Annotated in this window: 32 protein-coding genes; 27 read left to right on the top strand and 5 right to left on the bottom strand. The window is 73.2% G+C overall.

What is annotated here, in order from left to right; genetic code table 11:
• The first annotated feature begins 12 nt into the window (after nucleotides 1–12).
• From ACMTAK_RS24315 to ACMTAK_RS24295, 5 genes are all read left to right on the top strand, one after another.
• Complete coding sequence (locus ACMTAK_RS24315; RefSeq protein ID WP_413808174.1) at nucleotides 13–996, top strand: hypothetical protein; 984 nt, start codon at nucleotides 13–15, stop codon at nucleotides 994–996.
• Nucleotides 997–1,067: 71 nt separating this feature from the next.
• Entirely contained in the window at nucleotides 1,068–1,313 is a 246-nt protein-coding gene (locus ACMTAK_RS24310) for a hypothetical protein (protein ID WP_413808173.1), read from the top strand.
• Entirely contained in the window at nucleotides 1,310–1,774 is a 465-nt protein-coding gene (locus tag ACMTAK_RS24305; RefSeq protein ID WP_413808172.1) for a hypothetical protein, read from the top strand. The genes ACMTAK_RS24310 and ACMTAK_RS24305 overlap by 4 nt, the downstream gene beginning before the upstream one ends.
• Nucleotides 1,775–1,981: 207 nt before the next feature.
• Nucleotides 1,982–2,557 carry a hypothetical protein gene (locus ACMTAK_RS24300; protein WP_413808171.1) on the top strand — a complete coding sequence of 192 codons (576 nt, stop codon included), beginning with the start codon at nucleotides 1,982–1,984 and terminating at the stop codon, nucleotides 2,555–2,557.
• A gap of 62 nt (nucleotides 2,558–2,619) precedes the next feature.
• Complete coding sequence (locus tag ACMTAK_RS24295; protein WP_413808170.1) at nucleotides 2,620–3,321, top strand: hypothetical protein; 702 nt, start codon at nucleotides 2,620–2,622, stop codon at nucleotides 3,319–3,321.
• A gap of 31 nt (nucleotides 3,322–3,352) precedes the next feature.
• On the opposite strand, the gene ACMTAK_RS24290 is transcribed toward ACMTAK_RS24295, so the two are convergent.
• The 3 genes from ACMTAK_RS24290 to ACMTAK_RS24280 all read right to left on the bottom strand — a co-directional run bounded on the left by ACMTAK_RS24290 (nucleotide 3,353) and on the right by ACMTAK_RS24280 (nucleotide 4,339).
• Complete coding sequence (locus tag ACMTAK_RS24290) at nucleotides 3,353–3,559, bottom strand: hypothetical protein (RefSeq protein ID WP_413808169.1); 207 nt, start codon at nucleotides 3,557–3,559, stop codon at nucleotides 3,353–3,355.
• Nucleotides 3,560–3,666: 107 nt separating this feature from the next.
• Nucleotides 3,667–3,927, bottom strand: a complete 261-nt coding sequence (locus tag ACMTAK_RS24285; RefSeq protein ID WP_413808168.1) for a GIY-YIG nuclease family protein — start codon at nucleotides 3,925–3,927, stop codon at nucleotides 3,667–3,669.
• A 61-nt stretch (nucleotides 3,928–3,988) separates the two neighbouring features.
• On the bottom strand, nucleotides 3,989–4,339 hold the full coding sequence (locus ACMTAK_RS24280; RefSeq protein ID WP_413808167.1) for a helix-turn-helix domain-containing protein: 351 nt from the start codon (nucleotides 4,337–4,339) through the stop codon (nucleotides 3,989–3,991).
• 156 nt (nucleotides 4,340–4,495) lie between these two features.
• Between ACMTAK_RS24280 and ACMTAK_RS24275 the strand changes: the two genes are divergently transcribed.
• From ACMTAK_RS24275 to ACMTAK_RS24230, 10 genes are all read left to right on the top strand, one after another.
• Nucleotides 4,496–4,939: a hypothetical protein gene (locus ACMTAK_RS24275; RefSeq protein ID WP_413808166.1), complete on the top strand. Its 444-nt coding sequence runs from the start codon at nucleotides 4,496–4,498 to the stop codon at nucleotides 4,937–4,939.
• Complete coding sequence (locus ACMTAK_RS24270) at nucleotides 4,936–5,115, top strand: hypothetical protein (protein ID WP_413808165.1); 180 nt, start codon at nucleotides 4,936–4,938, stop codon at nucleotides 5,113–5,115. Before ACMTAK_RS24275 ends, ACMTAK_RS24270 begins: the two co-directional genes overlap by 4 nt.
• Nucleotides 5,112–5,264: a hypothetical protein gene (locus tag ACMTAK_RS24265; RefSeq protein WP_413808164.1), complete on the top strand. Its 153-nt coding sequence runs from the start codon at nucleotides 5,112–5,114 to the stop codon at nucleotides 5,262–5,264. The genes ACMTAK_RS24270 and ACMTAK_RS24265 overlap by 4 nt, the downstream gene beginning before the upstream one ends.
• The gene (locus tag ACMTAK_RS24260; protein ID WP_413808163.1) at nucleotides 5,264–5,452 is read left to right on the top strand and encodes a hypothetical protein; all 189 of its coding nucleotides are present in this window, start codon (nucleotides 5,264–5,266) and stop codon (nucleotides 5,450–5,452) included. The genes ACMTAK_RS24265 and ACMTAK_RS24260 overlap by 1 nt, the downstream gene beginning before the upstream one ends.
• 87 nt (nucleotides 5,453–5,539) lie before the next feature.
• The gene (locus ACMTAK_RS24255; protein ID WP_413808162.1) at nucleotides 5,540–6,703 is read left to right on the top strand and encodes a hypothetical protein; all 1,164 of its coding nucleotides are present in this window, start codon (nucleotides 5,540–5,542) and stop codon (nucleotides 6,701–6,703) included.
• Complete coding sequence (locus ACMTAK_RS24250) at nucleotides 6,700–6,840, top strand: hypothetical protein (RefSeq protein ID WP_413808161.1); 141 nt, start codon at nucleotides 6,700–6,702, stop codon at nucleotides 6,838–6,840. Before ACMTAK_RS24255 ends, ACMTAK_RS24250 begins: the two co-directional genes overlap by 4 nt.
• Nucleotides 6,837–7,814: a hypothetical protein gene (locus ACMTAK_RS24245; protein WP_413808160.1), complete on the top strand. Its 978-nt coding sequence runs from the start codon at nucleotides 6,837–6,839 to the stop codon at nucleotides 7,812–7,814. Before ACMTAK_RS24250 ends, ACMTAK_RS24245 begins: the two co-directional genes overlap by 4 nt.
• 28 nt (nucleotides 7,815–7,842) lie before the next feature.
• Complete coding sequence (locus tag ACMTAK_RS24240) at nucleotides 7,843–8,256, top strand: hypothetical protein (protein WP_413808159.1); 414 nt, start codon at nucleotides 7,843–7,845, stop codon at nucleotides 8,254–8,256.
• Nucleotides 8,253–9,578 (top strand): hypothetical protein, encoded by a 1,326-nt coding sequence (locus ACMTAK_RS24235; RefSeq protein ID WP_413808158.1) that lies wholly within the window; start codon nucleotides 8,253–8,255, stop codon nucleotides 9,576–9,578. The genes ACMTAK_RS24240 and ACMTAK_RS24235 overlap by 4 nt, the downstream gene beginning before the upstream one ends.
• 122 nt (nucleotides 9,579–9,700) lie before the next feature.
• Entirely contained in the window at nucleotides 9,701–9,952 is a 252-nt protein-coding gene (locus ACMTAK_RS24230) for a hypothetical protein (RefSeq protein ID WP_413808157.1), read from the top strand.
• Between the two features lie 100 nt (nucleotides 9,953–10,052).
• Here ACMTAK_RS24230 and ACMTAK_RS24225 read toward each other — a convergent pair whose 3' ends face one another.
• Complete coding sequence (locus ACMTAK_RS24225; RefSeq protein ID WP_413808156.1) at nucleotides 10,053–10,598, bottom strand: hypothetical protein; 546 nt, start codon at nucleotides 10,596–10,598, stop codon at nucleotides 10,053–10,055.
• A gap of 134 nt (nucleotides 10,599–10,732) precedes the next feature.
• On the opposite strand from ACMTAK_RS24225, the gene ACMTAK_RS24220 reads away from it, so the two are divergent.
• From ACMTAK_RS24220 to ACMTAK_RS24175, 10 genes are all read left to right on the top strand, one after another.
• Nucleotides 10,733–11,263 (top strand): hypothetical protein, encoded by a 531-nt coding sequence (locus ACMTAK_RS24220; RefSeq protein WP_413808155.1) that lies wholly within the window; start codon nucleotides 10,733–10,735, stop codon nucleotides 11,261–11,263.
• Between the two features lie 111 nt (nucleotides 11,264–11,374).
• The gene (locus ACMTAK_RS24215; RefSeq protein ID WP_413808154.1) at nucleotides 11,375–12,019 is read left to right on the top strand and encodes a hypothetical protein; all 645 of its coding nucleotides are present in this window, start codon (nucleotides 11,375–11,377) and stop codon (nucleotides 12,017–12,019) included.
• Between the two features lie 91 nt (nucleotides 12,020–12,110).
• Entirely contained in the window at nucleotides 12,111–13,232 is a 1,122-nt protein-coding gene (locus ACMTAK_RS24210; protein WP_413808153.1) for a hypothetical protein, read from the top strand.
• Between the two features lie 178 nt (nucleotides 13,233–13,410).
• Nucleotides 13,411–14,190, top strand: coding sequence for a hypothetical protein (locus tag ACMTAK_RS24205; protein WP_413808152.1), 780 nt, complete (start codon nucleotides 13,411–13,413; stop codon nucleotides 14,188–14,190).
• 64 nt (nucleotides 14,191–14,254) lie between these two features.
• On the top strand, nucleotides 14,255–14,551 hold the full coding sequence (locus ACMTAK_RS24200) for a hypothetical protein (RefSeq protein ID WP_413808151.1): 297 nt from the start codon (nucleotides 14,255–14,257) through the stop codon (nucleotides 14,549–14,551).
• Nucleotides 14,552–14,619: 68 nt separating this feature from the next.
• Nucleotides 14,620–16,017 (top strand): hypothetical protein, encoded by a 1,398-nt coding sequence (locus ACMTAK_RS24195; protein ID WP_413808150.1) that lies wholly within the window; start codon nucleotides 14,620–14,622, stop codon nucleotides 16,015–16,017.
• A gap of 75 nt (nucleotides 16,018–16,092) precedes the next feature.
• Nucleotides 16,093–16,722 (top strand): hypothetical protein, encoded by a 630-nt coding sequence (locus ACMTAK_RS24190; RefSeq protein WP_413808149.1) that lies wholly within the window; start codon nucleotides 16,093–16,095, stop codon nucleotides 16,720–16,722.
• Nucleotides 16,723–16,824: 102 nt separating this feature from the next.
• Nucleotides 16,825–19,617 carry a DUF6884 domain-containing protein gene (locus tag ACMTAK_RS24185; protein ID WP_413808148.1) on the top strand — a complete coding sequence of 931 codons (2,793 nt, stop codon included), beginning with the start codon at nucleotides 16,825–16,827 and terminating at the stop codon, nucleotides 19,615–19,617.
• A gap of 143 nt (nucleotides 19,618–19,760) precedes the next feature.
• Nucleotides 19,761–20,204, top strand: coding sequence for a hypothetical protein (locus ACMTAK_RS24180; RefSeq protein ID WP_413808147.1), 444 nt, complete (start codon nucleotides 19,761–19,763; stop codon nucleotides 20,202–20,204).
• A gap of 91 nt (nucleotides 20,205–20,295) precedes the next feature.
• Nucleotides 20,296–20,736 (top strand): hypothetical protein, encoded by a 441-nt coding sequence (locus ACMTAK_RS24175; RefSeq protein ID WP_413808146.1) that lies wholly within the window; start codon nucleotides 20,296–20,298, stop codon nucleotides 20,734–20,736.
• Nucleotides 20,737–20,806: 70 nt separating this feature from the next.
• Here the strand turns inward: ACMTAK_RS24175 and ACMTAK_RS24170 are convergent, their stop codons facing one another.
• Nucleotides 20,807–20,983: a hypothetical protein gene (locus ACMTAK_RS24170; protein WP_413808145.1), complete on the bottom strand. Its 177-nt coding sequence runs from the start codon at nucleotides 20,981–20,983 to the stop codon at nucleotides 20,807–20,809.
• A gap of 200 nt (nucleotides 20,984–21,183) precedes the next feature.
• On the opposite strand from ACMTAK_RS24170, the gene ACMTAK_RS24165 reads away from it, so the two are divergent.
• Nucleotides 21,184–22,059: a hypothetical protein gene (locus ACMTAK_RS24165; RefSeq protein WP_413808144.1), complete on the top strand. Its 876-nt coding sequence runs from the start codon at nucleotides 21,184–21,186 to the stop codon at nucleotides 22,057–22,059.
• Nucleotides 22,056–22,829 carry a GP88 family protein gene (locus tag ACMTAK_RS24160; protein ID WP_413808143.1) on the top strand — a complete coding sequence of 258 codons (774 nt, stop codon included), beginning with the start codon at nucleotides 22,056–22,058 and terminating at the stop codon, nucleotides 22,827–22,829. The genes ACMTAK_RS24165 and ACMTAK_RS24160 overlap by 4 nt, the downstream gene beginning before the upstream one ends.
• Nucleotides 22,830–22,838 lie beyond the last annotated feature (9 nt).

The raw sequence follows: 22,838 nt of genomic DNA, 5'->3' as shown, positions 1-22,838 counted from the left end.
GACACACCCCGCATGAGACCCACGCTCATGGACGCCGCCGCGGCGGCCGGCCGCGCCGCGGAGGCGCACATCGCCTCCGGCTGCACCATATGCCGCCGCGGCGCCCGCCTGGCCGAGCTATGCCCGGACGGACAGCGCGCCGTCACCGAGGCCGCCCACCAGATCACCCCGCACCTCATGGACCCGCCGTGCGCTCACACCTCATGGGAGGTCACCAGCGAGCGCGACACCCCGGCCGGGTGGGTCAAGCACCGCCGGTGCGCGGACTGCCGGGACCGGCTGGAGCCGATCACCGAGCCGGAGCCGCACTGGCCGCAGAACACGGCCCACGCCCTCCAGCTCCCTGCCGCCGTGCGCACCGACTCGGCCCCGCCCGGCCCGGCCCGCCTGGCCGCGCTCATGCGCTCCCGGCAGCACTGGCGGGACGGCCGCCTGGTCTCGGAGGGCACGTTGAGTCAGGCCGAGATCCGGAACGCCCTCGGGTGGGGTGAGCCAGAACAGGTCCACGGCATCACGTGGGAGCCCGGCCGTATGGACCGGGTCCGCGAGGCCGTCCGCGTCATCACCGCCGGCCCTTCCGCGTTTCCGGACCTCACGGATGAGTGGGTGATCCGTACGGCCCGCGTGCTCCTCCCGGAGCTCCTGGAGCTGGTGGAGCTCCTTCACGCCCGGGTGGCGGACCTGGAGGCCCACGGCTGCCGCTGCTATGACCCGACCAGCCACGCCCCGGGCTGTATCAAGGCCTACGTCCGCTGGCAGGGCCGCACCTACCCGGCCGCCGTCTGGTACCGCGACGGTGACGGGGACTGGTGGGCGCCGGTGAGCGTCGACTCCCGCGGCTGCCTCGTCCTCCTCCTCAACGGCGATACCAGCAACGAGCCCGTACCGCTGGACCGCGCCGACGAGGAGCACGGCCCGGTGACCGCCACCGCGTACGGCGCCCACGTCCCCCGCGGAGACCTCCCCGAGCTCATCAGCGAAACGGCCGACGCATGACCCGCTCCCAACCCGGCCACCCCGCACCCCGGCGGGGCGGTCCCTCTCCCCGCGATAGGAGGACCACCCACGTGAGCGCGCGTACCTGGCGCCCGGACGGCCCCGGCAGCTTCCAGGCCCCCGAGGGCGTCCACGCCGTCCGCGACAACCGCGGCCGGATGTGGACCCGGAACACCACCCGGTGGACCTGCACCGGCTCCCACTGGATTCGGTGGCGCGTCCTGGTCGCCGACCACGGCCCCGTCACCGAGGCCGCCGACCACCCCGCGCAGCGGGCCACCTCGAGCACCCCCGCCACCAGCGGGAGCACGTCATGAGCGCGCAGGCCTGGCGGGTGCGGCTCATCGCGGAGGCCGTCTCCCACGGAGTGGCCGGGGATCAGCCGCGGGGTGTGGCCCTGCTCCAGCCGCTCGTGGACGCCGGCCCCCGCTCCACCTACGCCCTACTCGCCGGCCTGGCCGAGGTGGCCGCCTGCACCGCGCTGGAGAACCAGCGGCCGGGGACGATGTTCGGCCTCCCCGTGGAGAACATCGCCACCGGCCAGCCGGAGTCCGTGGACGTCCTCCCGCCGCCGCTCCGGTTCACCGCGCAGTTCGTCACGGCGTGGGCCAACCGGGACCAGGACACCGCCCGCGCCCTCTTCGACACCTTCGCTGGCGAGGCCGACCGCACCGGCTCACCGGACCTCGGGGACGCCATTGGCCTCCTTTACGGCATGGCCGTTGCCACCAGTACCGAGGTGGTCCGCGCCCACCGGGAAGCGCAGGGCGAGGCATGAGGCGCACCAGCCGCCCGGCTCGCGAGGAACGCCCGCGATGAGTACGAGGACCGGCACCGGGCTACCTGCTGGCTGCCCGTGCCCATGGGTCCGGCACCCGGACGGCGCCCCCTGGATCTACCGCCCGGACGCCACCTGTCCCCACCACGGCCGCCCCTACCGGGTGGCCCCCCTTGCCACCGTCACTCCCATCCAACGAGGAACCTCATGACCGACACCACCACCTCCACCGCCCCGGCCTCTGAGAGCCAGGAGGAGCCGCCGCTCCGCGCCTTCCAGGAGCTCCGGGAGTCCGGCCTCCTCTGGCTCATCAACCACCGGGTCCTCCACCCCCGCGGCGTGGCCTTGGCCCTCTACGTGGACGAGGACGGCCAGGCCACCGGCTGGAACCTCCTCGCCTCCCCGGACGGCAAGCCGTGGACGTTCAACCAGGAGACCAACGACCACGGCCGCGCCCGGGCGGAGGCCACCCTCACCGCCGCCGGCGCCCTCCCCGCCTCGCAGCGCCCAGAACTCCCGCCGTACACCGGGGACACGGCAAGCTGCGAGAAGTGCGGCCATGACCTGATCTCCACGGAGTACCGGCGGCCCCACTCCGGGCACGTCATGATCGAGATAAACGGCGCCCTGGTCCGTGGCCCGCTCCCGGAGCGTCACCTCCGTGAGTGCGACCGGTGCCGCTACCAGTGGCATGAGGCCGTGGGCGCCGAGCCGGAGCTCCCCGAGCGACCGTCCGCCCGGGAGCTCGCGTACGCCCTGGACAACACCGGGATCGACTCATGAGCCCGCGCCGCCGCACCTTCACGCGCCGCTGCTCCGGCCCCGGCCCCTGCACGGAAACCAGCGTGATCGAGTACACCGCCCGCCGGGAGCTGGAGCACGTCGCGAAGGACTGGAAGTGCCTGCGCCACGCCGCACCGGACGAGTGGATGACCCCGAGCAACCGGGAGACGACGGCCGTCCTGGAGCTCCAGCCGCGCTATCTCAACTCGTCCCGGTCCGGCGGGGAGCCCCGGCTCCTCGGCTACTTCTGGGGCCCGCCCGGCCAACGGGCCAGCCACGGGTCCGTCTCCGGCCCCGGCTTCCAGGCCCTCGCGGACAACTTCCCGCCCGGGACCCGCCTCACCGTCACCGCCACCATCACCCTCCCCGAGCCCCCGGAGATCACCAGCTCAGCAGCCGACCCCCAGGCCACTGCCAACCCCGCGGGCCCCACCGCGGGCACTGTCCGCGCCTCCGGGGACGCTGTCCCCGTCGCCGGGGACACGGTGGAGGACACCGTCCTGGCGGTCGGGGGACGCGTGCGTATACCGGTCCCCGGAGACGGCACCGGATGCGACCTGACCAGCGGTGTCCCCGTCTTTCCCCATCCGGAGGACACCGGGGACGCGGGAGGGGACAGGCGGGGGGACGGTGTCCGTTTCGCCTACACCGCCACCGTGCGCCGCGGCCAGGTCCCCGCGGCCATTACGGAGGCCTTCCAGCTCCTGGACCGCGAGCTCCACCCCCACCGCCCCGAATTGGAGGAGGGCCCCAGCGACGCGTGACGGGCTGATCGCCCCACTGATCCGCACGAGATCACCAGACGGAGGGGCCGCCGCCGCGCCAGGTGATCAGCGCCGAGTCCTGTAGGTCAATGTCATCGGCATCGAGCCCGGCGCGGCGAAGGAACTCCAAGAAGTCGGCGAGGCCGTACGCCACGCCCAGGATCGTGCCGTTCACGCGCACCCGCCGGCCGCCGCCCGGTGAGGGTGGCTGGACGACGATGCGAGGCACCCCGGCCATGTCTCCAGCGTGCGGCGGTGGGCGGGCGCGCGCATCCCAGAGCCTCCGGCGTCAGGCAGGGTGGATCGGGTCGAAGTACGTCAGGGTGAGAACGCCTTCGGGCCGCGTCAGGCCATCGCCGCGCGTTGCGCGCGCTGGTTCTCCCCGTGGCGCGGTGTGCTGTGGATGTTGCACAGGGCGGCGTCCGCGGCTAGGGCTGCCTGCTCCACCTTCCGGGCCGCCTGGCGTGTGGGGTACCAGTCCCACGTGAAGCTAGCGACCTCACGCCACCAAGAGGTGTGCCGGTGCCCCTGGGCCCATCGGTGGAGCGGGTCCTTACTGATCCCGATGTACAGCAGTTCCCCAGCCGAGTTGTAGAGGCGGTACACCGCCACATCGTCCGGCCCTGTCGGGTGAGTGAGCGTTCCCCGGGCCATCTGTGCCGCCGGCCTACTCCTCCCCGCCGTCCTCATCTTCGCCGCTGTCTGTGGCACGCTGCTTCCCCTTCCCGATGGGCCCTCGCGTCTTCCCAGACCCGGAGTAGCCCAATTCGATGTCCTGGACGGTGGAGGGGGAGACTCCGATGTCCTCGGCGATCTGTCGGCGCGAGACCTTCGCCGCGCGCTGCTCCAGGACGTAGGCCCGGCGTAGCTTGCTGAGCTCCCTCAGCCGCGGTTGCTGCACTTTCAGAAACGCGCTGATCGCGGCGGCCCGGGCTTTCGGGTCCTCCATCGCTGCCAGCGCGTCCAGGGCATCGAGCACCCGCTGGACCTCCTCACCGCCCGTCTCTTGATCGGCCATCTGGTCCCAATCTGTCATGGCCGGTTGCCCAAATTACGGGAGTCCCGTAATTTGGGCAATCGGCGCCACTCCGCGCCTACAAGTTGGCCCCCGGTCGGGGCCTGAGAAACGCCGACCGGGGGCCCGCCAGACACCTGCCTGCACAGGAGCTGACGCATGCCCAAGAGTACTGATCAGACCCGGAGCGGCGCCTCAGACGGTGCCGAATCCGTGGACCGCGCCGCGGTCGCCGCGGTCTTGGCGGCCATGGCCGCCCATTTCACTGCCAACCGCCCTGACGAACTCCTCACCCCGGACGCCCTCGCGGTGTGCGCCTCCGCGGAGGTCTACATCCACACCGGCCGGAGCGTCCTCGGCGGTGCTGCCCCGCTGCTGAGCGCTGTCGTGGACGCGCTCCCGGAGTCGGAGCCCGCCGCCACGCGCCGCCAGTACGCCGACCGCCTCCGTGAGGAGGCCGCCGCGTACGGCTGGATCGAGGACGAGACCGAGCGCGCCATCCCGACCGTCCCGGCCGCGCGCCCGGCGCCGAAGCCGGCAGCCCCGGCCCGCCGCCCGGGCGTCCCCGGCCAGCGCCCCTCCGCGGGGAGGTCCGGCCGGTGAGCAACATCAAGCCCAACAGCATCGTGGACGCCCCCGCGACCGTGGACGCGTGCCAGGAGGACCGCGGCACCCCGAAGGAGCGGGACGTCCGGCAGGCCGACTCCATGACTCAGCGCGTGGAGGCGAAGGCCCACGCCCAGGTGAATGCCGGCGCTGCCGGAGGTCGTCGCCCGTGACCACGCAGCAGCAGAGCCAGCCGAGGGGCCGGGAGGCCCGGGTGGCGGAGCACCAGCGGCAAGCGGCGGAGGACTACCGCACCGGCCAGGACATCCGTGAGGGCATGGACCGCGCGGACGCCCTCCGCCGCGAGATGTGGAGGCCGTGATGGCAGTCCGTGACTTCCTCCGGTCCCTCCGGCCGGGCGATGACCGTGCCCTGGCTGCGCAACTCCGGCAGAGCGCGGAGGAGCGCACGAAGAGGCAGGCGGAGGCGCGGGAGGCGGAGCGCAAGAAGAACGCCCGCGCGCACAAGCGACGGCTTGCCCGGGAGGGCAGCGGAGCCCGCCTCTTCTGACCCCCCGTACCGCAGGTGCCGGACCCGTACACCGCGGGTCCGGCGCCTGCTGTGGAGCACTGAGCGAGAGATGAGAGGGCACCACCGGTGAGCACCGACAACCAGCACCAGCCGGACATGCAGATCCCCGGCGTCCGCTACGTCAAGCGGACGGTCTACGACCTGGAGGCCACGACGCTGGACGGGGAAACCACCTACCGCGAGGTGGAGCGGACCATCCGCGTCCCGGCGCCCCCGCGGGACTGGGACCTGTTCCTGGTCCGCGGCCTCATCGGCGGCGCGCTCCTGGTCACCACCCTCTCCCTCATCTGGTCGACCAACAGCATCGGCGGCCTCCTGGCCCTCTCCGCCTCCGCTATCGCCGCCTACTCCGTGGCCGTCATCTTTGACGTGGCCTGGCTCTCCTGCCAGGCCCGGGAGTGGCTGGACCGCCGGGACCCGGAGCGTGCGAAGATCCCGCGCCGGTTCGGGTACGTCGCTCTGATCGTCACCATGGCCGCGATCGTCGTCCACGGGTACGTGTTGGGTGAGCTCGCCTCCGGCCTCGTCGGGGCCGCCGTCTCCGGCCTGGCGAAAGCGATGTGGATCAATGTGCTCGGCTACTACGCCGTGCCGCTGGACCCGGGTATGGCTCACCATCTCCTGACCCGCCGCCGGCGGATCGCGGTGAAGCTCGCGCTGGGGAAGGAGCGGCGGGAGCTCGCGGCCATGGAGGCGTATGAGCGGCTGCTCTACGGCCAGCAGGGTGGGGATGCCCAGGTGGCCCGGATCGAGTCCGGCATGGCCGCCCCGGAGCCCACCGTGTCCCCGGCCGTCCCCGGCGTCCCCTCAGCCTCCGCGCCGGTGTCCCTCCCGCACACCCCGGCCGCTCCCGCGGCGCCCACCGCGTCCCCGGTGTCTCCGCAGGCCGCGCCGGTCCCCCCGGCTCCTGTCCCCCCGGTGTCCCCGGCCGCAGAGGACACCGCCCGGGAGCGTGTCCTCAAGAGCCTCGCCCTGCCCCTGGACCACCCGGGCGGCGCGCCCGCCCCGGCCGCGCCGCCGGTTGAGCCTGCGGAGGCCGCCTGGCCGCACTTCCAGGTCGTGGGCGGCCAGATGACGAAGACCGGTTTCATCGCGGCCGAAATCGCGGCCGACCCCGCCCTCACGTTGGACGAGCTCACGGACCGGGTCCGGAAAGCGTTCGGCGACAAGCCCAACCTGCGGAAGGACGTAAGGCGCCTCCGTAGCCGTATCGAAGGGAAGGCCTCATGATCTACGCCGCCTGCATCGGGTTCCTGGTGGGCGCCGGCCTGCGCCTGGCCGGGCGCAGCGTGGACCACCGGAATGCCGGTGAAGTGGTCGCCACCGCCTCCGCCGTGTTTCTGATCATGTTGTGGGGGCAGTGGTGAGCATTCAGCCGGACGAGGACGAGCTCCAGACTCGTGACCGCCTCCTGGCGCTCGGCGTCTCTTATGCTCCCGTGCCGGGCGACGCCCCGGCGCGGGAGCCGGGGGAGGAGGACCACCTCGAGCACGCCGCGCCCGCGGCGGAGGAGGAGGCCGCCGTCCCGGCGCCCCGGCGAAGCACGTTGCGCCTTCCGGACTGGTGGAGCCCGCATAAGCCGGACCTCTCCGTGGAGGAGCCGGCCGAGGAGCCGGAGGACGTGGGGGAGGATGACCAGGAAGAGCCGGAGGAGGACTCTGGCCGCCCGGGCGTCCGTGGCCGCGTGAGCACGTGGAAGGACGCCGTGACGTCTCGCCGCCGCCCGGCCGCGGACGCCGGGGACCGCGGGGACACGGAGGACGACGTCCCCGGGGACGCGGAGGACGCCGGGGACGCGGGTGAGGATGACGAGGAGGACGGTGGGGACACCGCGGGGGACCGCGGTCCCCGGCCGGGCGGCCCGGTCTCCAAGAGGCCCCCGGCGCCCCGGGGAAAGGGCCGCCCGGCCGGCCGGGCGCAGAAGCCAAGCCATTGGCACCGGCTCTCCGGCGCCCGCCTCCCGGTCCCCATGCGGGGCGCGGAGGAACGCCGCTCCCTCGTGGACGTCGTCCGCTCCACCCCGGGTCACGTCAAGTGGATGTTGTTCTCCGGGAGCGCGCTCGGTGCCGGGTTCTACCTCGGGTGGCCGCAGTGGGTGAGGGACGGTGCCGAGTTCCTGGTGACCGAACACCCCTCGCTCACGGACACCTACTCCTTCACCTGCTACGGCCTGGCGGTCGGCGTGTTCGTCCTGGACTCACGGGCCTCCGGGCTCCTGGACCGGCGGCGCGGTCGGTGGCTCCTACTCCCCATTGCGTGGCTCGCCCGCATCCCCTCCGTCTCCCTGGTCGTCGGCGTGTGTATGCACGGCGACCCCACCCCTATCTCCCAAATGTTCTAGCCCGCCCCTCACACCCCCGGATTGGATCATGAGTCTCCTGCAAGGCGTCGGCGTCTTTGGCTTCGCTGCCCTCCTCACCGTCATCCTGTGGTTCGGCACGAAGGACAACGAGGGCGGGAAGATGGGCGCGCTCTCCTTCGGGTGGGTCGTCGCCCTCTCCCTCCTGGCCGGCGCCTCGTACCAGGCCGCGGGCGGGTTCCCGTTCAACATCATCGCGGGCCTCCTCAATGAGATCCTCGGCATCATCGGCGTGGCGATCCCGGAGCTCACCCTCCCCGCCCTCGGCCTCATCCTTGTCGCGATCCTGGCGTTCCGTAAGAACACCCGCCGCGGTATCGCCATGCTGTGCATCTTCCTGGTGTTCGTGGGCTCCCAATCCGGCGGCCCGCTCCAGCAGGTAGCGGAGCGGATCTCCACCATTGCCACGAGGCTTCCGGCATGAACGCGGCCCACCTCCACGCGGTCCCTGACCACGACGACGCCCCCACCAGGGCCCCGGCTGCGGTCACGGCGTCGGGGGAGGGGGCCGCTGCTGTGGAGCGCTTGGCCGCCATCCCCGCCCCCGCCTACCCGCCGGAGGAGGTCGAGGAGGACCGGGCCGCCGAGGCCGGGGACGAGCCGGAGGGCCTGGGCGACGAGGAGGAGTCGGGGGAGCTGGAGGAGGGCGGCCCGCGGCGTGCCCTGGCACTCCCCGACCTCCGCCCGTACGTCACCGTGAACCGGGCCACGGCGAAGGAGCTCGGCTTCCTGGCCGCAGAGGTCACCCGCACCACCGCCCCGCGGGTCCGGCGCGGCCTGGCCCCCGTGGCCCGCGGCCTGTGGTGGGCCCTGCGCACCGGGACCACCGTCCTGGCCCTGGTGCTCCGCGGCTGGTTCTCCGGGGAACTCGCGCCGAAGGTCCCGCCGCTATGGCGGCTCCTCCTCGGCCCGCTCGTGCTCATCGCCGGCCTGGCCCAGACGGTGGCCACCTACCCGCGGTCCCCGATCCTCCTCGTGGCGGCCTGGCCGCTCCTGGCGGTGATCGCACAGCGGTGGGCCGCTGGCCAGGTCCAGCGGGCAGCGAAAGCGAAGGCCTCCGGGAAGGACGGGAAGGAGCCCGCGAAGGCCTCCGGGAAAACGACCGGGAAGGGCGCGGCGAAGGCCTCCGGGAAGAGTGCCGCGCGGTCCTTCGCCGCGCGCCTCGCGGCCGCCCTGGAGCGGCCCTCCCCCGAGGCCTCCCCGGAGGCGCCGGCGGAGGCCTCGCCCGAGGCCGCGGAGGAGCCCTCCGCGGAGGCCGCCGGAGAGGTGGCGAAGGAGGCCTCCGTGGAGGCCGCCGGAGAGGTGGCGAAGGAGGCCTCCGTGGAGGCGCCGGCGGCCCCCTCCCGGGAGGACATCGTGAGGGCACTTCACGCCCTCGTCGGGGGGTCCTCCGGGGTGCTCCACACGGCCCTCCGCGACCGCCTCCGCTACCCCTCCACCCGGGCCGTCCGGGAGGCCCTGGAGGCGGCCAACATCCCCTCCCGCCCGGGGGTGCGCGCGGTGGGTGGGAACGGGCCCGGCGTCAACCGCCGGGATTTCCCGCCCCTTCCCCCTCCCCGAGAGGGGTCCCCGGGGTCCGGTGTTGTCGCAGGTCAGCAGCCAACAACAACGCCAACAACACTGGGAGAGGGGCCCCGAGAGGGGTTGGATGCAGAGGGCAGCGATCCCGGCCGGGCGTACACGTTCGACGTCATCCCGGACACCGACCGCGGCCCGTCCTCGTGGAAGATCATCCCCCACGACTGACCGCGAACCCCGGCGGGTTCGAACGTATGGAGCGGTTTGTGATCTCGGCCGGAACGGCGCCATCCGGACCACGGAGCGGGCACTCTAGGAGGTGAACAGATTTGGACGGGAGGAGGGTCGCCGTGTGGTGGGCGCCGAGGACGTACCGGTGTGAGAGGTGCGGGGAGACCTCCCCGGAGGTCTACAGCCGGCGGGAGCTGGACGAGGTCCGTTACGCCCACCGGATGGAGGCACACGGTGGGTTCATCCCGGATGGCGAGGTAGTCCTCCAGTCGGAGCGCATGAGCCTGGCGGAGCTCCCCACGGAGCAGCGCATCATCGGCGCCATCATCCTGGCCCTCATCCTCGTGTCCCTCGTCTTCAAGGTCATCTAGTGTTCCGCGCCGGGCACGATGAAGGGCCGCACCCTCACCGGGTGCGGCCCTTCCGTGGTTCAGCCCCCGCGACCTCGAGGCGGCCGGCCGTCCGCGGTGGTTACTCCGAAGCGGACTTCCGGGATGACGATCTCCGCGCGGACGCCCTCCGCCCGGCCGCCCGCGGATGCTGCCCGGGCTTAGCACCGCGGCCGATCTCCCCCACCCAGTTCGAGTCATACGGCGTGTGCGGCGCCATCTCGGTGGGGGAGACGCCCTCTTTGTAGAGCCGGCCGATCTCCTCATAGATGGGCGGGGTGAGTTTGTCGAGGCCGTTCTCCGCTTTCGTGTAGGCCGCGGTGAGCGCGTCCAGCTCGGCGAGCGCGGCGGCCTGGACCTCCGGATCGTACTTGGGGGGCGGGCCCACGGCGTTCGGTCCTTTGAGCGGCGGGACGCCGCCCTGGCGGCCGAGCTCCCCAACCCATACGCGGTCCCACGGGCTATGGTCCGCGACCTTTCCGGGCCGGGCGTTGCGGGCCTTGAGGTGCCGGACGATCGCCTCCTGTAGGGCCGTGCGGGCCTCGGCGAGGGCGGTCTCTTGGGCGTGGAACTTCCTGGTGAGGGAGTCCAGCTTGCGGAAGGACGGCGGCGACGGGGAGGAGGTCATGGCAGGCACTATGACATGTCACTTTGCATAGTCGCAATGCCGGGCGCCACTCACGTTTCATATTGACATTGTAAAGTCACTTTGTTTACATGGTGCCTGCAGGGGACGCCGGGTCCCCGAGGGAGGAGCGCGACATGGCCGCCGCTTTCAAGATCATGGGGACCACCGCTGACGTCACCTCGTGTGACTGCTGTAACCGCCGAGGCCTCCGTAAGACGGTCGCCCTCCAGCCGCTGGACCGCGACGGCAATGCGGACGGAGAGGTCACCTACTACGGCACCGGGTGCGCCGCCACCGCCCTGGCGATCAGCTCCTACGCCGTACGCCGTGCCGCCCGCGCCGCCGACCTCCAAGCCACCATCGAGCGTCGCGCCGAACTCCGCGACCGCGCAGCGTGGGCCCTCCCTCGCCTCCAGGACTTCCGCGCCAACCTCGTGCGCCGCATGGAGGCCGGCGAGGACCCCGCCACCGTCGCGGACGGCCACGCCAACCGCCTCGGCACGGCCGTATGGCGCTACGCCCCGGAGCGCCGGGACGAGGTCGAGGCCGAGGCCCGCGACGCCTTCACCACCGGCGGCCTGGCCGCCGTCCTGGCCCTCTATGACCGGCACGTCACGGAGGCCGCTCGCCTGTCCCGACTGGACCCGACCGTCTTCACCTACTGACCCACCCGGGCGCGCTGCTTCCATTCCATCAGACACATTGACATTGCAAAGTCACTGGGCTTACATTGGTGGTGCAGGGGCCACCGGGCCCCAAAAAACCAGGAGGAAGACATGGCCGCCACCGCCACCGCCGCCCACACCTTCACCATCCGCAACGTCACCGAGGGCCACCGCAACGCCGCAGGCGAGATGACCCTCACTCACCTCGGGGACGTCACCGTGACCCTCCAGGGCATGACCCGCGCCGAGATCGCCGAATGGGAGTGGGCCACCGACGCCCTCAACATCGGCCTGGAGGAGGAGATCCACCGCCTGACCGTGAACGGTTGGAAGGTCATCCACCCCGAGGCCGGCGTCATCGGCCTCCTCTTCCAGGGCGCCGGCACTCGCGTTCACGTCGAGTGGTACGACCCGGCCGCCGGTGACTTCCTCTCCGCCGGGTACGCGGCGAAGCTCCGCCACGGCGCCGCCCGGGTCGTGGACGCCCGCCAGGCGGCGGGCCACGGGGTGCCCGTGGACGTCGTCCCGGAGCCGGTCAAGGCCCCGGCGCGCCCGGTGTGGCTCGCTGAGGGCACCAAGGTTCGTTACCACGGCTCCGTGGAGGAGCTGCGCGGCGGCACCTTCCGCGTGGAGGAGTGCGAGTGCTTCGAGTGCGACGGCTACCAGCTGTACGCGCTGGACGTCTGGTTCGTCGTCGCCCGGCACGTGCGGCCCGGCTCCGTTACCGCCCTGGAGGCCCTGGTGGAGGCCGCCTGAGCCGCCCGGGCACGCCCCGGGCCGCCCGCCACGGCGGGCGGCCCGGAGGGTGCCCGGACGCCTCGTCCGCACCACGACCACGGAGGACCGCATGAGCAACCAGATCACTCCCGCCGCCGGCCCCCTCTTCCAGGAGGGTGACCGCGTCGTGTGCGCGGACGGCGTGGCCCGCACCGTCCGTCATATGGCCCCGTTCATCCCCGGAGAGCCCGCCCACGTCGTGGTGGAGGACGGCACGGAGTGGATCGCCGCCAACTGCCGCCGAGCCAACCCCGCGGACCTCGCGTGCGCCCGCCAGGCCTCCCACGCCACCGCCGCCCGCGTCCGCCAGGCGGACCCGGATGACCCGCAGTGGCGCGCCGCCTTGGCGGACCTCAGCGCCACCCACGCGTTCCTCAAGGTCGCGGAGACCAACGCCGCCATCCTGGAGGGCCTGGCCCGCGGCGAGGCGGAGGCCGCCCGGGAGCTGGAGGAGTTGGAGGAGCTGGAGCGCCCGACTGCCCCGGTGGAGGACCAGGAGGAGCGCGCCCTCCGGGAGGAGATCGCCGCCCACTTCGTGGTCCTCGCCCATGACGGCCGGGCGCACGGCTTCCAGCCGGTCCACCACCGCGGCGCGACCGTCCCGGTGGCCTGGACGTACCGCACCGGCTACGGCCATGACGTCCGCTACGGGTGGGTCCTGGCCGGCGGCCGGCTCCGCACGGAGCACGCCGCCGCGGTGTACCGGTGGCAGGCGGAGGAGGACGCCGCATCCACCGTCCTGACCCTCACTGCCCGGGGCGAGGGTGACACCTCCGTCGTGGACGCCCTCGCTCACGCCTCCCTGGACGAGCTCCGCGAGGCCCTGGACCGCCTCCGCGACCGCGCCGCACGCACCCGCGGCACCCACCCGCGCTACGTCCTGGACGAGAACGTACGGGCTGCCCTGGAGGTCCTGGCCGCCTGCCACTTCGCGGAGGTCCCCCGGGACTTCAACCCGAACGCGAAGGAGGGCGCGGACGACCATGACCCGAGGGTGACCGGGCTCGTGGTCGAGCCGGCCAACAACGGGCACGTGACCGCCTACTGGGTGGAGCGCGGCCGGTACGTCACGCCGAACGGGCGCCCGTGGACGGCGCAGCTCCGGGACATCCGCCGCCAGTTCGCGGCCGCCGGGTGGGACGTGGTGCCCGGTGGCCGGCGCGTGGTGACCGCCTACCCGCCCACCGCCTGACCAACGCTGACAGGGCGCCCCACCTCCCGCTTGGAGGCCGGGGCGCCCTGGCGTTTCTGTCACGGCTACGTAACCGACCGAGCAAACCCACCTAGCAACTTGAGTTTGCAAAGTGACTGTGTCAGTATCGAGGTGCAGGCAGGGCGAGAGGCCCGGCCGAGAACGGAGGGACGAGGACATGAGCAGCAAGACCACCGCCACCGCCGCCCGCACCATGGCCCGCCTGGTCGAGGCGGAGGACGTCCTCACCGCCGCCCGCCGCGAGGAGGCCCGCGCCGCCGGTGTCGCCGAGCGCGCCACCGCCCGCGTCATCAAGGCCCGCACCCTCCGCACCGAGGCCCGGAAGGCCCTCCGCGCCGCCGAGCGCTCCGGGAAGGGCATCGCGGCCGCCGCCCGCCGCCTGGCCACCCGTGAGGCCCGCGTCCTGGAGCTGGACGAGACCGCCCGGACCGCCCGCGCCGAGGCCACCACCGCCCGCCGCGCCCGCCGCGCCGCGGAGCGCCGGGTGGAGCGCATCAGCCGACGCGCCGCCCTGGCCGCCACCCGCTCCGTCGAGAAGATCACCGCCGCCCTCGGTGAGACCTCCCTCGCCCCGGCCCCCGAGACGGACCGCCTCTTGGCCGCCGACGAACTCCCCACCCTGGCGGAGATCGAGACGCACGCCGCCCGGTACACCGAGCTGGACCGCCAGGCAAAGGACCTGGCGAAGCTCGCGGACGCCGAAAAGACCTGGCTGCGCCGCCTCCCGAACGGCACCTACGGGCGCGTGGTCATCAACCGCACCCCGGGCCGTTCCGTCCTGGACGGCGCACAGGTCGCCCTGGACTACACCGACCGCGGCGAGGTCCCCCCGCGGAAGGCCACCCGGACCACCTTCAAGTGCGACGCGACCGCCCTCCTCGCGGACCTGGCCACCGCCAACGAGGAGGCCGCCGCCGTCCTCACCATCGCCGCCTGACCCACCCCGCCCCGGCCGGGCGCCCCACCGGCGCCCGGCCCCCGCTGAACGAACGGAGACCGCCATGTACCGCCTGACCCTGACCCGCGCTGGCCGCCCCGACGAGGAGCGCACCGCCCGCACACCGGGCGAGATCCGGAACGCCGTGTGGGACCTCGTCCGCGCCGCCGGCTGGACCATCCGGGACGAGGACCACGCGCACCTCATCGCCGCGTCCGGCCTCGCCCGGAGCGAAGCGGACATCCACGGCGCCTCCGTCGCCTACATCGACGGGACGGCGGTCACCTCCCGCCCCTACGACGAGACGGAGGAGGCCCCGGACATCACCCCGCGGCTCATCATCCGCGCGGACCAGGACTGACCCACCCCGCCCCGGCCGGGCGCCCGTACGGCGCCCGGCCCTCTACCACCGAGAAACGAGGCATACCCATGACCACGACCATCCGCCGGAACTGGACCAACCGCATCGGCAAGATCCAGGAGGCCGCGAAGTTCTGCCGCGCCTATGAGTCCAGCACCGGGCACATGATCACCGTCGATCCGGCCCGCGCGTTCGACGCCTGGCAGGCCAACAAGCGCGCCACCCTGATCGAGAACACGCCGGGCCAGAAGTGGACCGTACACATCCACTCGAACCGCTTCTACATCCTCACCGCGACCGACCCCGAGCAGGACCGCCAGGAGCGCCAGCAGACCGCCCCGGCCCCGGTCGCGGCCCCGGTCGCGCGGACCTCGGTAGCGCCGGCGGGCTCCGCTAAGGAGGAGGCCGTCCTCCAGGACGTCCGCGAGTACATCCAGGACGCTCCCGGCGTCGGCGTCCGCGCGGTCGCCGCCGCCACCGCCGAGGTCGGGCGGAAGGTGCAGGCCGGGAGGATCGCCCGGGACCGGCTCACGGGCGCCCTGCCTCGCATCACGGCCGCCGTGACCGCGAAGGCCGTCGCGGACATGCGCGCGCAGGGCCTCACCCACGAGCAGATCCGCATGCGGCTGGAGCGGAAGAGGGCCGAGGCGCAGCACGACCGCGACCACGGACGCGTGACGGTGGCGGAGGCCATGCTCGCCGCGCACGCCGGCATCGTGGCTGACGAGGAGCAGGCGCGGGCGGCCGAGATCCCGGCGCAGAGCGACAGCGGGGGCGTCGCGCAGGTCTCCGCGGCGGGACGGCGCGCGGCTCACCGGCTCGCCGCGAAGGAGCGGCCCGAGGAGCGGCCCGCCCTGACGATGCCGGTTGACCGCGCGCTGGAGCTGGCCCGCCAGTCGGAGGAGCGCTACCGGCCGACCGCCGCCTACGTGTACGTGTCCCCGATCACCCGGACCGCCTCCCTGCGGTGGCTGGATGCCGAGGGGAGGGACTGCCCCGGCGTGTGGGAGCCGGTCCCGCTGGAAGGTCGCCACGCCCACGCGATGGAGGAGGAGGTGTGGAACGCGGCCGGGCTCATCCTCGCCAAGCGTGGGTTCAACTGCGCGCGAGGCGCCTACTGGCAGCCCTACGCCCGCCGGGACGCCATGGTGGACGCTGGGCGGCCCGAGGCGGCCCGGGTGGCGATCGTGCCCACGCGCGCCTATCTCGATTTGCAGGCACGCCGCTTCGGGCCCGCGCCGGAGCTCCCCGAAGTGCCAGGCGTGACGTTCAAGACGACGCAGCGCGGCCAGTGGTGGGCCACCGTCGAGGACGGCCGTACGTTCCTGCTCGCCTGGTCCCCGAGGCTGGACGGCGACCGGTGGCACGTATGGGGCGGAGCTCAACACTCCGAGCTGGTCCGCTCCTCGACGTCCATGGATAAGGCGCTGTTCGTGCTGCGCTACCCCGCGCACGCCCGGCCCTGACCGCGGCTCCCGCCACCGTCCCGGCCGGGCGTCGTCCCCTCACGGCGCCCGGCCTTACCCGTGAGACGAGTTGAGATGAGCAGCAGCGAACCTCGGGCAACCGCCCTCACTCCGGAGGAGCTGGATGAGCTCCGCGCCCGTGCGGCCCGGGAGGCCGGCCCCTTCGTGGACCCGCGTGTCCAGGCCGCGGTCCGGGTCCATATCGCGGAGTGGGCCGCGGAGATCCTGGGACGTCCGTACGGCGGCCCCCACGCGCTCACCTGGCCGGAGCTCTACCTCCTCCACGTCGCAGTCCAGGTCGAGCCCACGCCGCCCCCGCCGCCGCGCGCGACGGCCGCCCGCGCGGCCCGGGAGCTGGGGGAGGAGGCCGTCCGGCGCGCCGCTGCGGAGGAGGCCGCGCGCCGCGAGGAGGAGTGGCGGGAGCTGGTTGACGCGTTCCGCCAGGCCGGCGTCCGCGTCGAGGTCCGGCACAACTACACCTCCCACCGTCACCTGGAGTTCTACACGCAGGGCGCGGACCACGTGTACCTCCTGGACCCGCTCCACTTCGGCCGGCTCCACCGGGAGGCCGGGGTGGCCCTCTGCCACACCCCGAGCAACGCCCGGAACCTGGCCTACCTGGAGCCCACCACGGACGGCCGCCCCCCCTCCTGCCAGACGTGCCTACGCCACATGCGCTCCGCCGCCCGCCGCCTGGCCGCGTGACCTGCGAGGACGCGTTGTCTCCATCGCGGCTGAACTAATTGACATTGCAAAGTCAAACCGTCAGTATGGGTCACGCAAGACACCACACCGAAGGAGCACCGGATGACCCTCATTGGCCCCGCCACCTCCCCCACCGTCGCCATCACTCGCGCCCTCAAGCGCGCCGGCCTGGAGCAGGGCAAGGAGAAGGACTTCCAGGTCAAGGGCCGATACCGTGACGGGGAACGCAAGTTCACATACATCAAGATCCGTTCCGCCCGCGCTGAGTCCATGATCGTCGAACGGGCAGACGACATCGAACGGTGGGCGGATGAGTCCGGCTACCCGTTCAAGGTCTCCATCCGGTACATGGGCCGCTCCCCTCTCATCGACATCACGAATGGCCCGGGCGAGCGCGTCCGCGAGGTCCCCCCGGCCACGGAGGAGCCCACCGTGGAGGAGGCCGCCGCACCGGTCCAGGCTGCCGAGGAGCCCGCCGCCACCGCGGACCTCACGGAGGCGCCCTCCTGCCCGCCCGGCCTCTACGTGATCCCGCTCCCCTCCACCCGTTACCGCGACTGGTTCGGCGTCGAGTGCGCTCGCTGCACCCCGGGCGTCCGTACCTCCCTGACCGGCGAGTGGGACGACCGCGGGGACGCCGTCCTGGCCGCCCGCTCCCACTACGAGCTGGAGCACCGCTCCGCGGACGAGGCTCTGACTCCGGCCGAGCTGGAGGAGTTGGAGCGCTGGCCCCTCTCCGCCGCACAGCTCCGCGTCATGTGGTGGGCGAAGTATGGGGACTTGCAGGAGTTCGAGGACGGCGTTTGGGCCCTGGACGTCTCCCCGGACTGCCCGGACGTCAACAAGCGCGTGGCTCGGCCCCGCATCTCCGGTCTGTGGGCCGCCGGCCTGGTCGGCGTGTACGGCCTGAGCTGCGGCGGCCGACAGTTCGTCATCACGGACACCGGCCGCCGCCTCCTCCGCCTCTACTTCCTCGCGGAGCGCCAGGGCCACGACCTGGAGGCCGCCCGGGACGCACGGCTCCCCGTTCTGGAGGGCAGGGAGCGCGGTTACCCGTTCCTGGTGGAGGGCCGCTACTTCGTGGGCGAGCAGCGCCCCGAGACCGCCCAGGTCCCGGAGCCGGAGCCCGTGGTGGAGGAGCCCGCCCCTGCCGCAGAGGAGCCCGCCGCGGCGGAGCTCGCCGTCCAGGTCGCGCCGGAGCCGGAGCCTGTCGTCTCCTGTGCGGAGGACTACCTCCAGGAGCAGCAGGCGAAGGCCCTCGGCTGGTCCACCCGCCACGCCGAGGTGGTCCGGTGGGCCGCCGCCGGGGAGCTCCGCATGGACGGCCCAGATGACCTCCGCCGTGTCACCATCCCCGGCCGCGCCGGCCGCCGCGTGGCTCTCGCTCTCCTCCGCCCCCTCGCCGCCGCCGGCTTCATCACCCTGGGGGAGCTGGACGAGGAGGGCCGCCACCGCGTAGAGGTCACTGGGGACGGCCGCCGCGCCCTGGAGGTGTGGGACCGCAAAAGCCCCACCCCGGCCGTCATCAGCCGCAAGCAGGAGGGACGGGCGGACCTCCTGCCTCTCCTGGACGGTGAGGAGCACCGGCGCCGCGCCGCGGAGTTCGAGGCAGACCTCAAGCGGCGCGCCGCGGAGCGGGAGGCCTGGTATGCCGCACACGACCTCCGCCGCGCCGCGGAGGAACGGGAGGAACGGCTCCGTGCCGTGTGGGCGGAGGTGGAGGGCGTCCTCAACCCGTTCTCCCGCCGTCCGGCCGGGTGGACGCCCACGCCGGAGCAGGTGGCGGAGTTCTACATCCGGCCGGAGCTCGTGGCGGAGCTGGAGGAGGAGGCCGCCCGCCTGGCCGCAGAGACCGCCGCGGAGGCCGCCGTGGAGCCGGGGGAGACCAGCACGGCCCCGGCCGCCGCGGAGGCCGTCCAGGAGGCGCCGGAGGCCGCCGCCCCCGCCGCCGAGGTGGAGCGCACGTGGGACGGTAAGCCGGGCATTACCGCTGGCCCGGGCGTGGTGGAGCCGGGGATTCACGTCACGTGCCTCCCGGAGCACCGCCCGGGCCCCCGCGTCCGCCACTGCGACTCCGGGGTGATCGTCTCCGTGGGCCCGAAGTGCGTCCGGTGGCGCCCCTACGGCTCGGACCGGGATGTTCGTACCCCGCTGGACCACATGCGCGTCAACCCGGTGGCCCACCTCAACCTGGACTCCGACGTCCGCGCCATGGTGGCCGCACTCCAGGCCGGCCGCCCGCTCCCGGCCTACCCGGAGTGGACCCGCTGGACCCTGACCGCCCACCTGGAGCACGCCGCCGCCCGGGCCGCCGCCCGCCGCGCCGCCCGCCTGGCCCGCCTCACCCCCGCCGCTGTGGAGGTGGCCGCCCGCCACGCCCTCACCGCCCGGCCCGCCGCCGTCCAGCTCCCGCGCCTGGCCCTCCCCACCCCGGCCCCGGCCGTCATCCCCGCCACGGTTCGCCCGGCCCGTGTGATCGTCATCCCGTGCGGCGCCGCGAAGCTCCCCCACGCCGCGGCGGCTGGGGAGCTCTACATCGGCAGCTTTCACCGGGCGTGCGCCCGAGCCGCGGACGCCCTTGCACGGCCCGGGACCACCGTCCTGGTCCTCTCCGCCCTCTACGGGCTCGTGACCCTGGACCGCGTCCTGGACCCGTACGACCTCCGCATGGGACAGCCCGGCTCCGTCACCGGCGACCAACTCCGCGCGCAGGCCCGGGAGCTCGGCATGGACCGCGCCACGGAGGTGGTCGTCCTCGCGGGCTCCGCGTACACCGCCGCTGCCCGCCAGGTCTGGCCCACCGCCACGGCGCCGCTGGAAGGCGCCGGCGGCATGGGCTACCAGCTCCAGCGGCTCAAGGCCCTCCGTGAGGGCCGCTACGCCCTGGCTGCCTGACCGACGGACACCGGGCCGGGCCTGCGGGGACACCGTCCCCGGCTCGGTGTCCCCACTACTCATGAAACATATTGACTTTACAAAATCACCGTGCCAGGATCGAGGTGCAGGGAGGGCACGGGGCCCAACCGGGAAGGAACGTCATGACCACCACCGCGCACCTCGCCCACAGCACCGCCGACGACATCGGCCACGGACTCCCCGTAGTCGGCCTGGACGAGGTCCTGGCCGCACTCGCCCCGGAGGACGCCGCCGACGTCGCCGCCACCGTCGCCGCCGTGTGGCCCGAGGAGGAGCCCTCCGCCCCCGCCCCCGAGCCCGGCGCGGACACCCTCGCCCTCGTCTTCGCCACCGCCGACCGCTCCTACGAGCCCGGCAGCGTTACGGAGCTGGTGTTCATGCACAACGGCGGCCGGTCGAAGTACGACGTCATGCCCATCGCCGGCCGCGCCATCCCCATGGCGTTCACCATCCACCAGCGCATCACCCGTGACCTCCTCACGGCCGCCACCGCCCACGCGAAGGCCGTCTACGGCCCTCGCCGTGCCTGGCCGGTGCGCATGGTCCTGACCCGCCCCGCCTCCTGACGCCCACCTCGGCCCGGGCCACCTCGGCCCGGGTCACCACGGCTCGGGCCGCCTGAACAACCCCGAACAACCCGGAACAACTGGAGGACCTTTGCGCGTCACCACCGCCCCCACTCGCCCCGCATCCCCGCTCGTGGAGCTGGAGTTCACCGTCACCGGCGCCCCGGACGAGGAGGAGGGACCCGTCACCGGCGTCCGCCTCGTCTACCGCGGCCAGGACCTCCAGGACATCACCGTCCTCACTACGGAGGAGGAGGTCCCGTACCGGACGGACTTCACCCTCCCCTGGCCCTCCTGGCTCCACACGGTGGTGGCCGAGCACCGGCCGCCCACCCCGGAGGAGGAGCGGCGCCGCGTGGCGGACGTCCTCGCCCGCTTCTACGACGGCCGCCCCCTGGACGAACTCCGCGAGGAGCACGCCGCCCACCACCTCCAGGCCGCGGACGCCCTCCTGGCCACCCGCCAGGCTGCCCCGGCCATCGTCCACGCCCGGCCGTGTGACTGCGGCGGGTGCGCCACCTGCATGTCCTGACCCCGTCCGCCGCCATGTTCTGTAGGGCCTGCCCGGCACCCTCGCCGGGCGGGCCCTTCCGCGTCCAGGACTAGTAGGAGCCCCACTCCCGGGCGAACATGTCCGGCGGCTCCGCGTAGTACGCCTCCGCCTCCGCGTTGATCGCCTCGCACCGGCACCGCTCCCGCCGGGACTTCCGGTGCGGGCACTCCTCGTAGTGCTCCTCCGCGTCTGCCGGCGGCCCGTCCTGATCCTGGCGATCCTTCATGAACCCCTCCTCCGTGTGCTGGGGGCCGGACGGCCCCTCTACAGGCCCGTAGGGCACCAGTCGGCCACTGGAGACCACCAGCGCGCCCGGATACACGTTTCCGTGACTGGTGGGACGGGAGTGACCAGACCTCCGGAAGTGATCACGGCGGGCGCCTATCCTTCTGCGGCCCTTGACCCCCGCCCCACCAGGAGTGACCCGTGACCACGACCACCGAGCCCGCCGGCGCCGTCTTCAAACGGCTCGCCACGTACCCGATCGGGGACCTCACCGGCTACCCCGGCAACCCTCGCCGCGGTGACGTCGGGATGATCCTGGAGTCCCTGACCGCCAACGGGCAGTTCCGCCCGCTCGTCGTCCGGGAGCAGGAGGACGGGGAGCGGGTCGTCCTCGCCGGTAAGCACACCCTGCAAGCCCTGGCCGCCCACGGCCCCGGCCCGTGCGGCCTGGTGACCCGCGTCGGGAAGGAGGAGCGGCCGTGCGCCGTCTGCCATGGCCAGGAGTGGGAGCCCATCGCACAGTGCGCCGTCTACCAGTGCGATGACGCCACCGCCCGCCGCATCGTCCTGGCCGACAACCGCACCCACGACGCCGGCGACTACGACGACGAGGCCCTAGTGGAGCTCCTGGCCGGCATGGACGGGGACCTGGCCGGTACCGGCTACACGGACAACGACCTTGAGGACATGCTCCAGTACCTGGAGGAGGAGGCCGAGGAGGAGGACCCGTACGAGGAGCCGGAGGACCAGCAGCCCGCGCCCACCGGCAGCTCCCCGGCCGGGACCACCACGGCCGGTGAGCCGGCCAACTCGAGCACCGCCGCCACCAGCGGCGACCACACGCCCGCGGAGCCGCCGCCCGGCCACGCGTCCATGGTCCTCACCTACCCCGTGGCCGACCGGGACGAGACCGCCCGCCTCATCGCGGCCGCCCGGGACGTCCTCCCGGACCTGGAGTCCTCGGAGATCGTCCTCCGCGCGCTCCGCGCCCTGGTCGCGGTGATCGACTCCCGGCACTCCCCGGACGGCGTGGTCACCGTCGCCTCCCTCCTCAAGGCCGCCGGGCTCAACGCATGAGCACCGCCCTACTCCCCGCCCCCCGGTTCCGCATGGACGGCCGCTGGAGAGCCCGCCGCCCGGAACGGCTCCTGACGCAGAACAGCGAGCTGAGGGAGGACGGCGTCTGGAACTGGACCCTCCCGGCCCTGGCCACGCGCCTCCCGGACGGACGCGGCGTCCTCACCTGTCCTTCCGCCGGCGTCTGTGCCCTGGCTTGTTACGCGAGGAACGGGACCTTCAACATCCCCACCACGCGGCGCCGTCATCAGGAGAACCTGGCGTACGTCCTGGACGACCTCCCGGGCTGGACACGGCAGATGGCCGCAGAGCTCGCCCACCCCCGCCACCGCGGCGGATGGGTCCGCATCCACGACAGCGGAGACTTCCTCTCCGCCCGCTACCTGGCCGCCTGGCTCCGCCTCATGCACTTCCGCCCAGAGGTCCGGTTCTACTGCTACACGAAGGAGGTGAGCCTCTTCCGCCAGTACGTGGAGCCCGCCCCGCCGCGGAACTTCCGGTGGGTGTTCTCCTACGGCGGGAAGGAGGACCACCTCCTGGACCCGGCTGTGGACCGCGTGGCCGACGTCTACCCGGACGAGGCCGCCATCCGCGCGGACGGCTGGCACAGCCAGGACGCCTCCGACCTGTTGGCCGTCCTCGGCCCCGCCCCCGTAGGCATCCCCGCGAACAACATCCCCGCCTTCCGCAAGCGCCAGGCCGGCCGCACCTTCCGCCAGTGGCAGGCGGAGGAGGACGCCCGCCGCGCCGCGCGCCGCCGCACGGCCTGACGCCAGGCC

This window comes from Streptomyces lacaronensis, from assembly GCF_047337785.1.
In the GTDB taxonomy this organism is placed as follows: Bacteria; Actinomycetota; Actinomycetes; order Streptomycetales; family Streptomycetaceae; genus Streptomyces; species Streptomyces lycopersici.
Note: the sequence above shows the minus strand (reverse complement) of the source record. Positions and strands in the feature narration are given on the sequence as shown.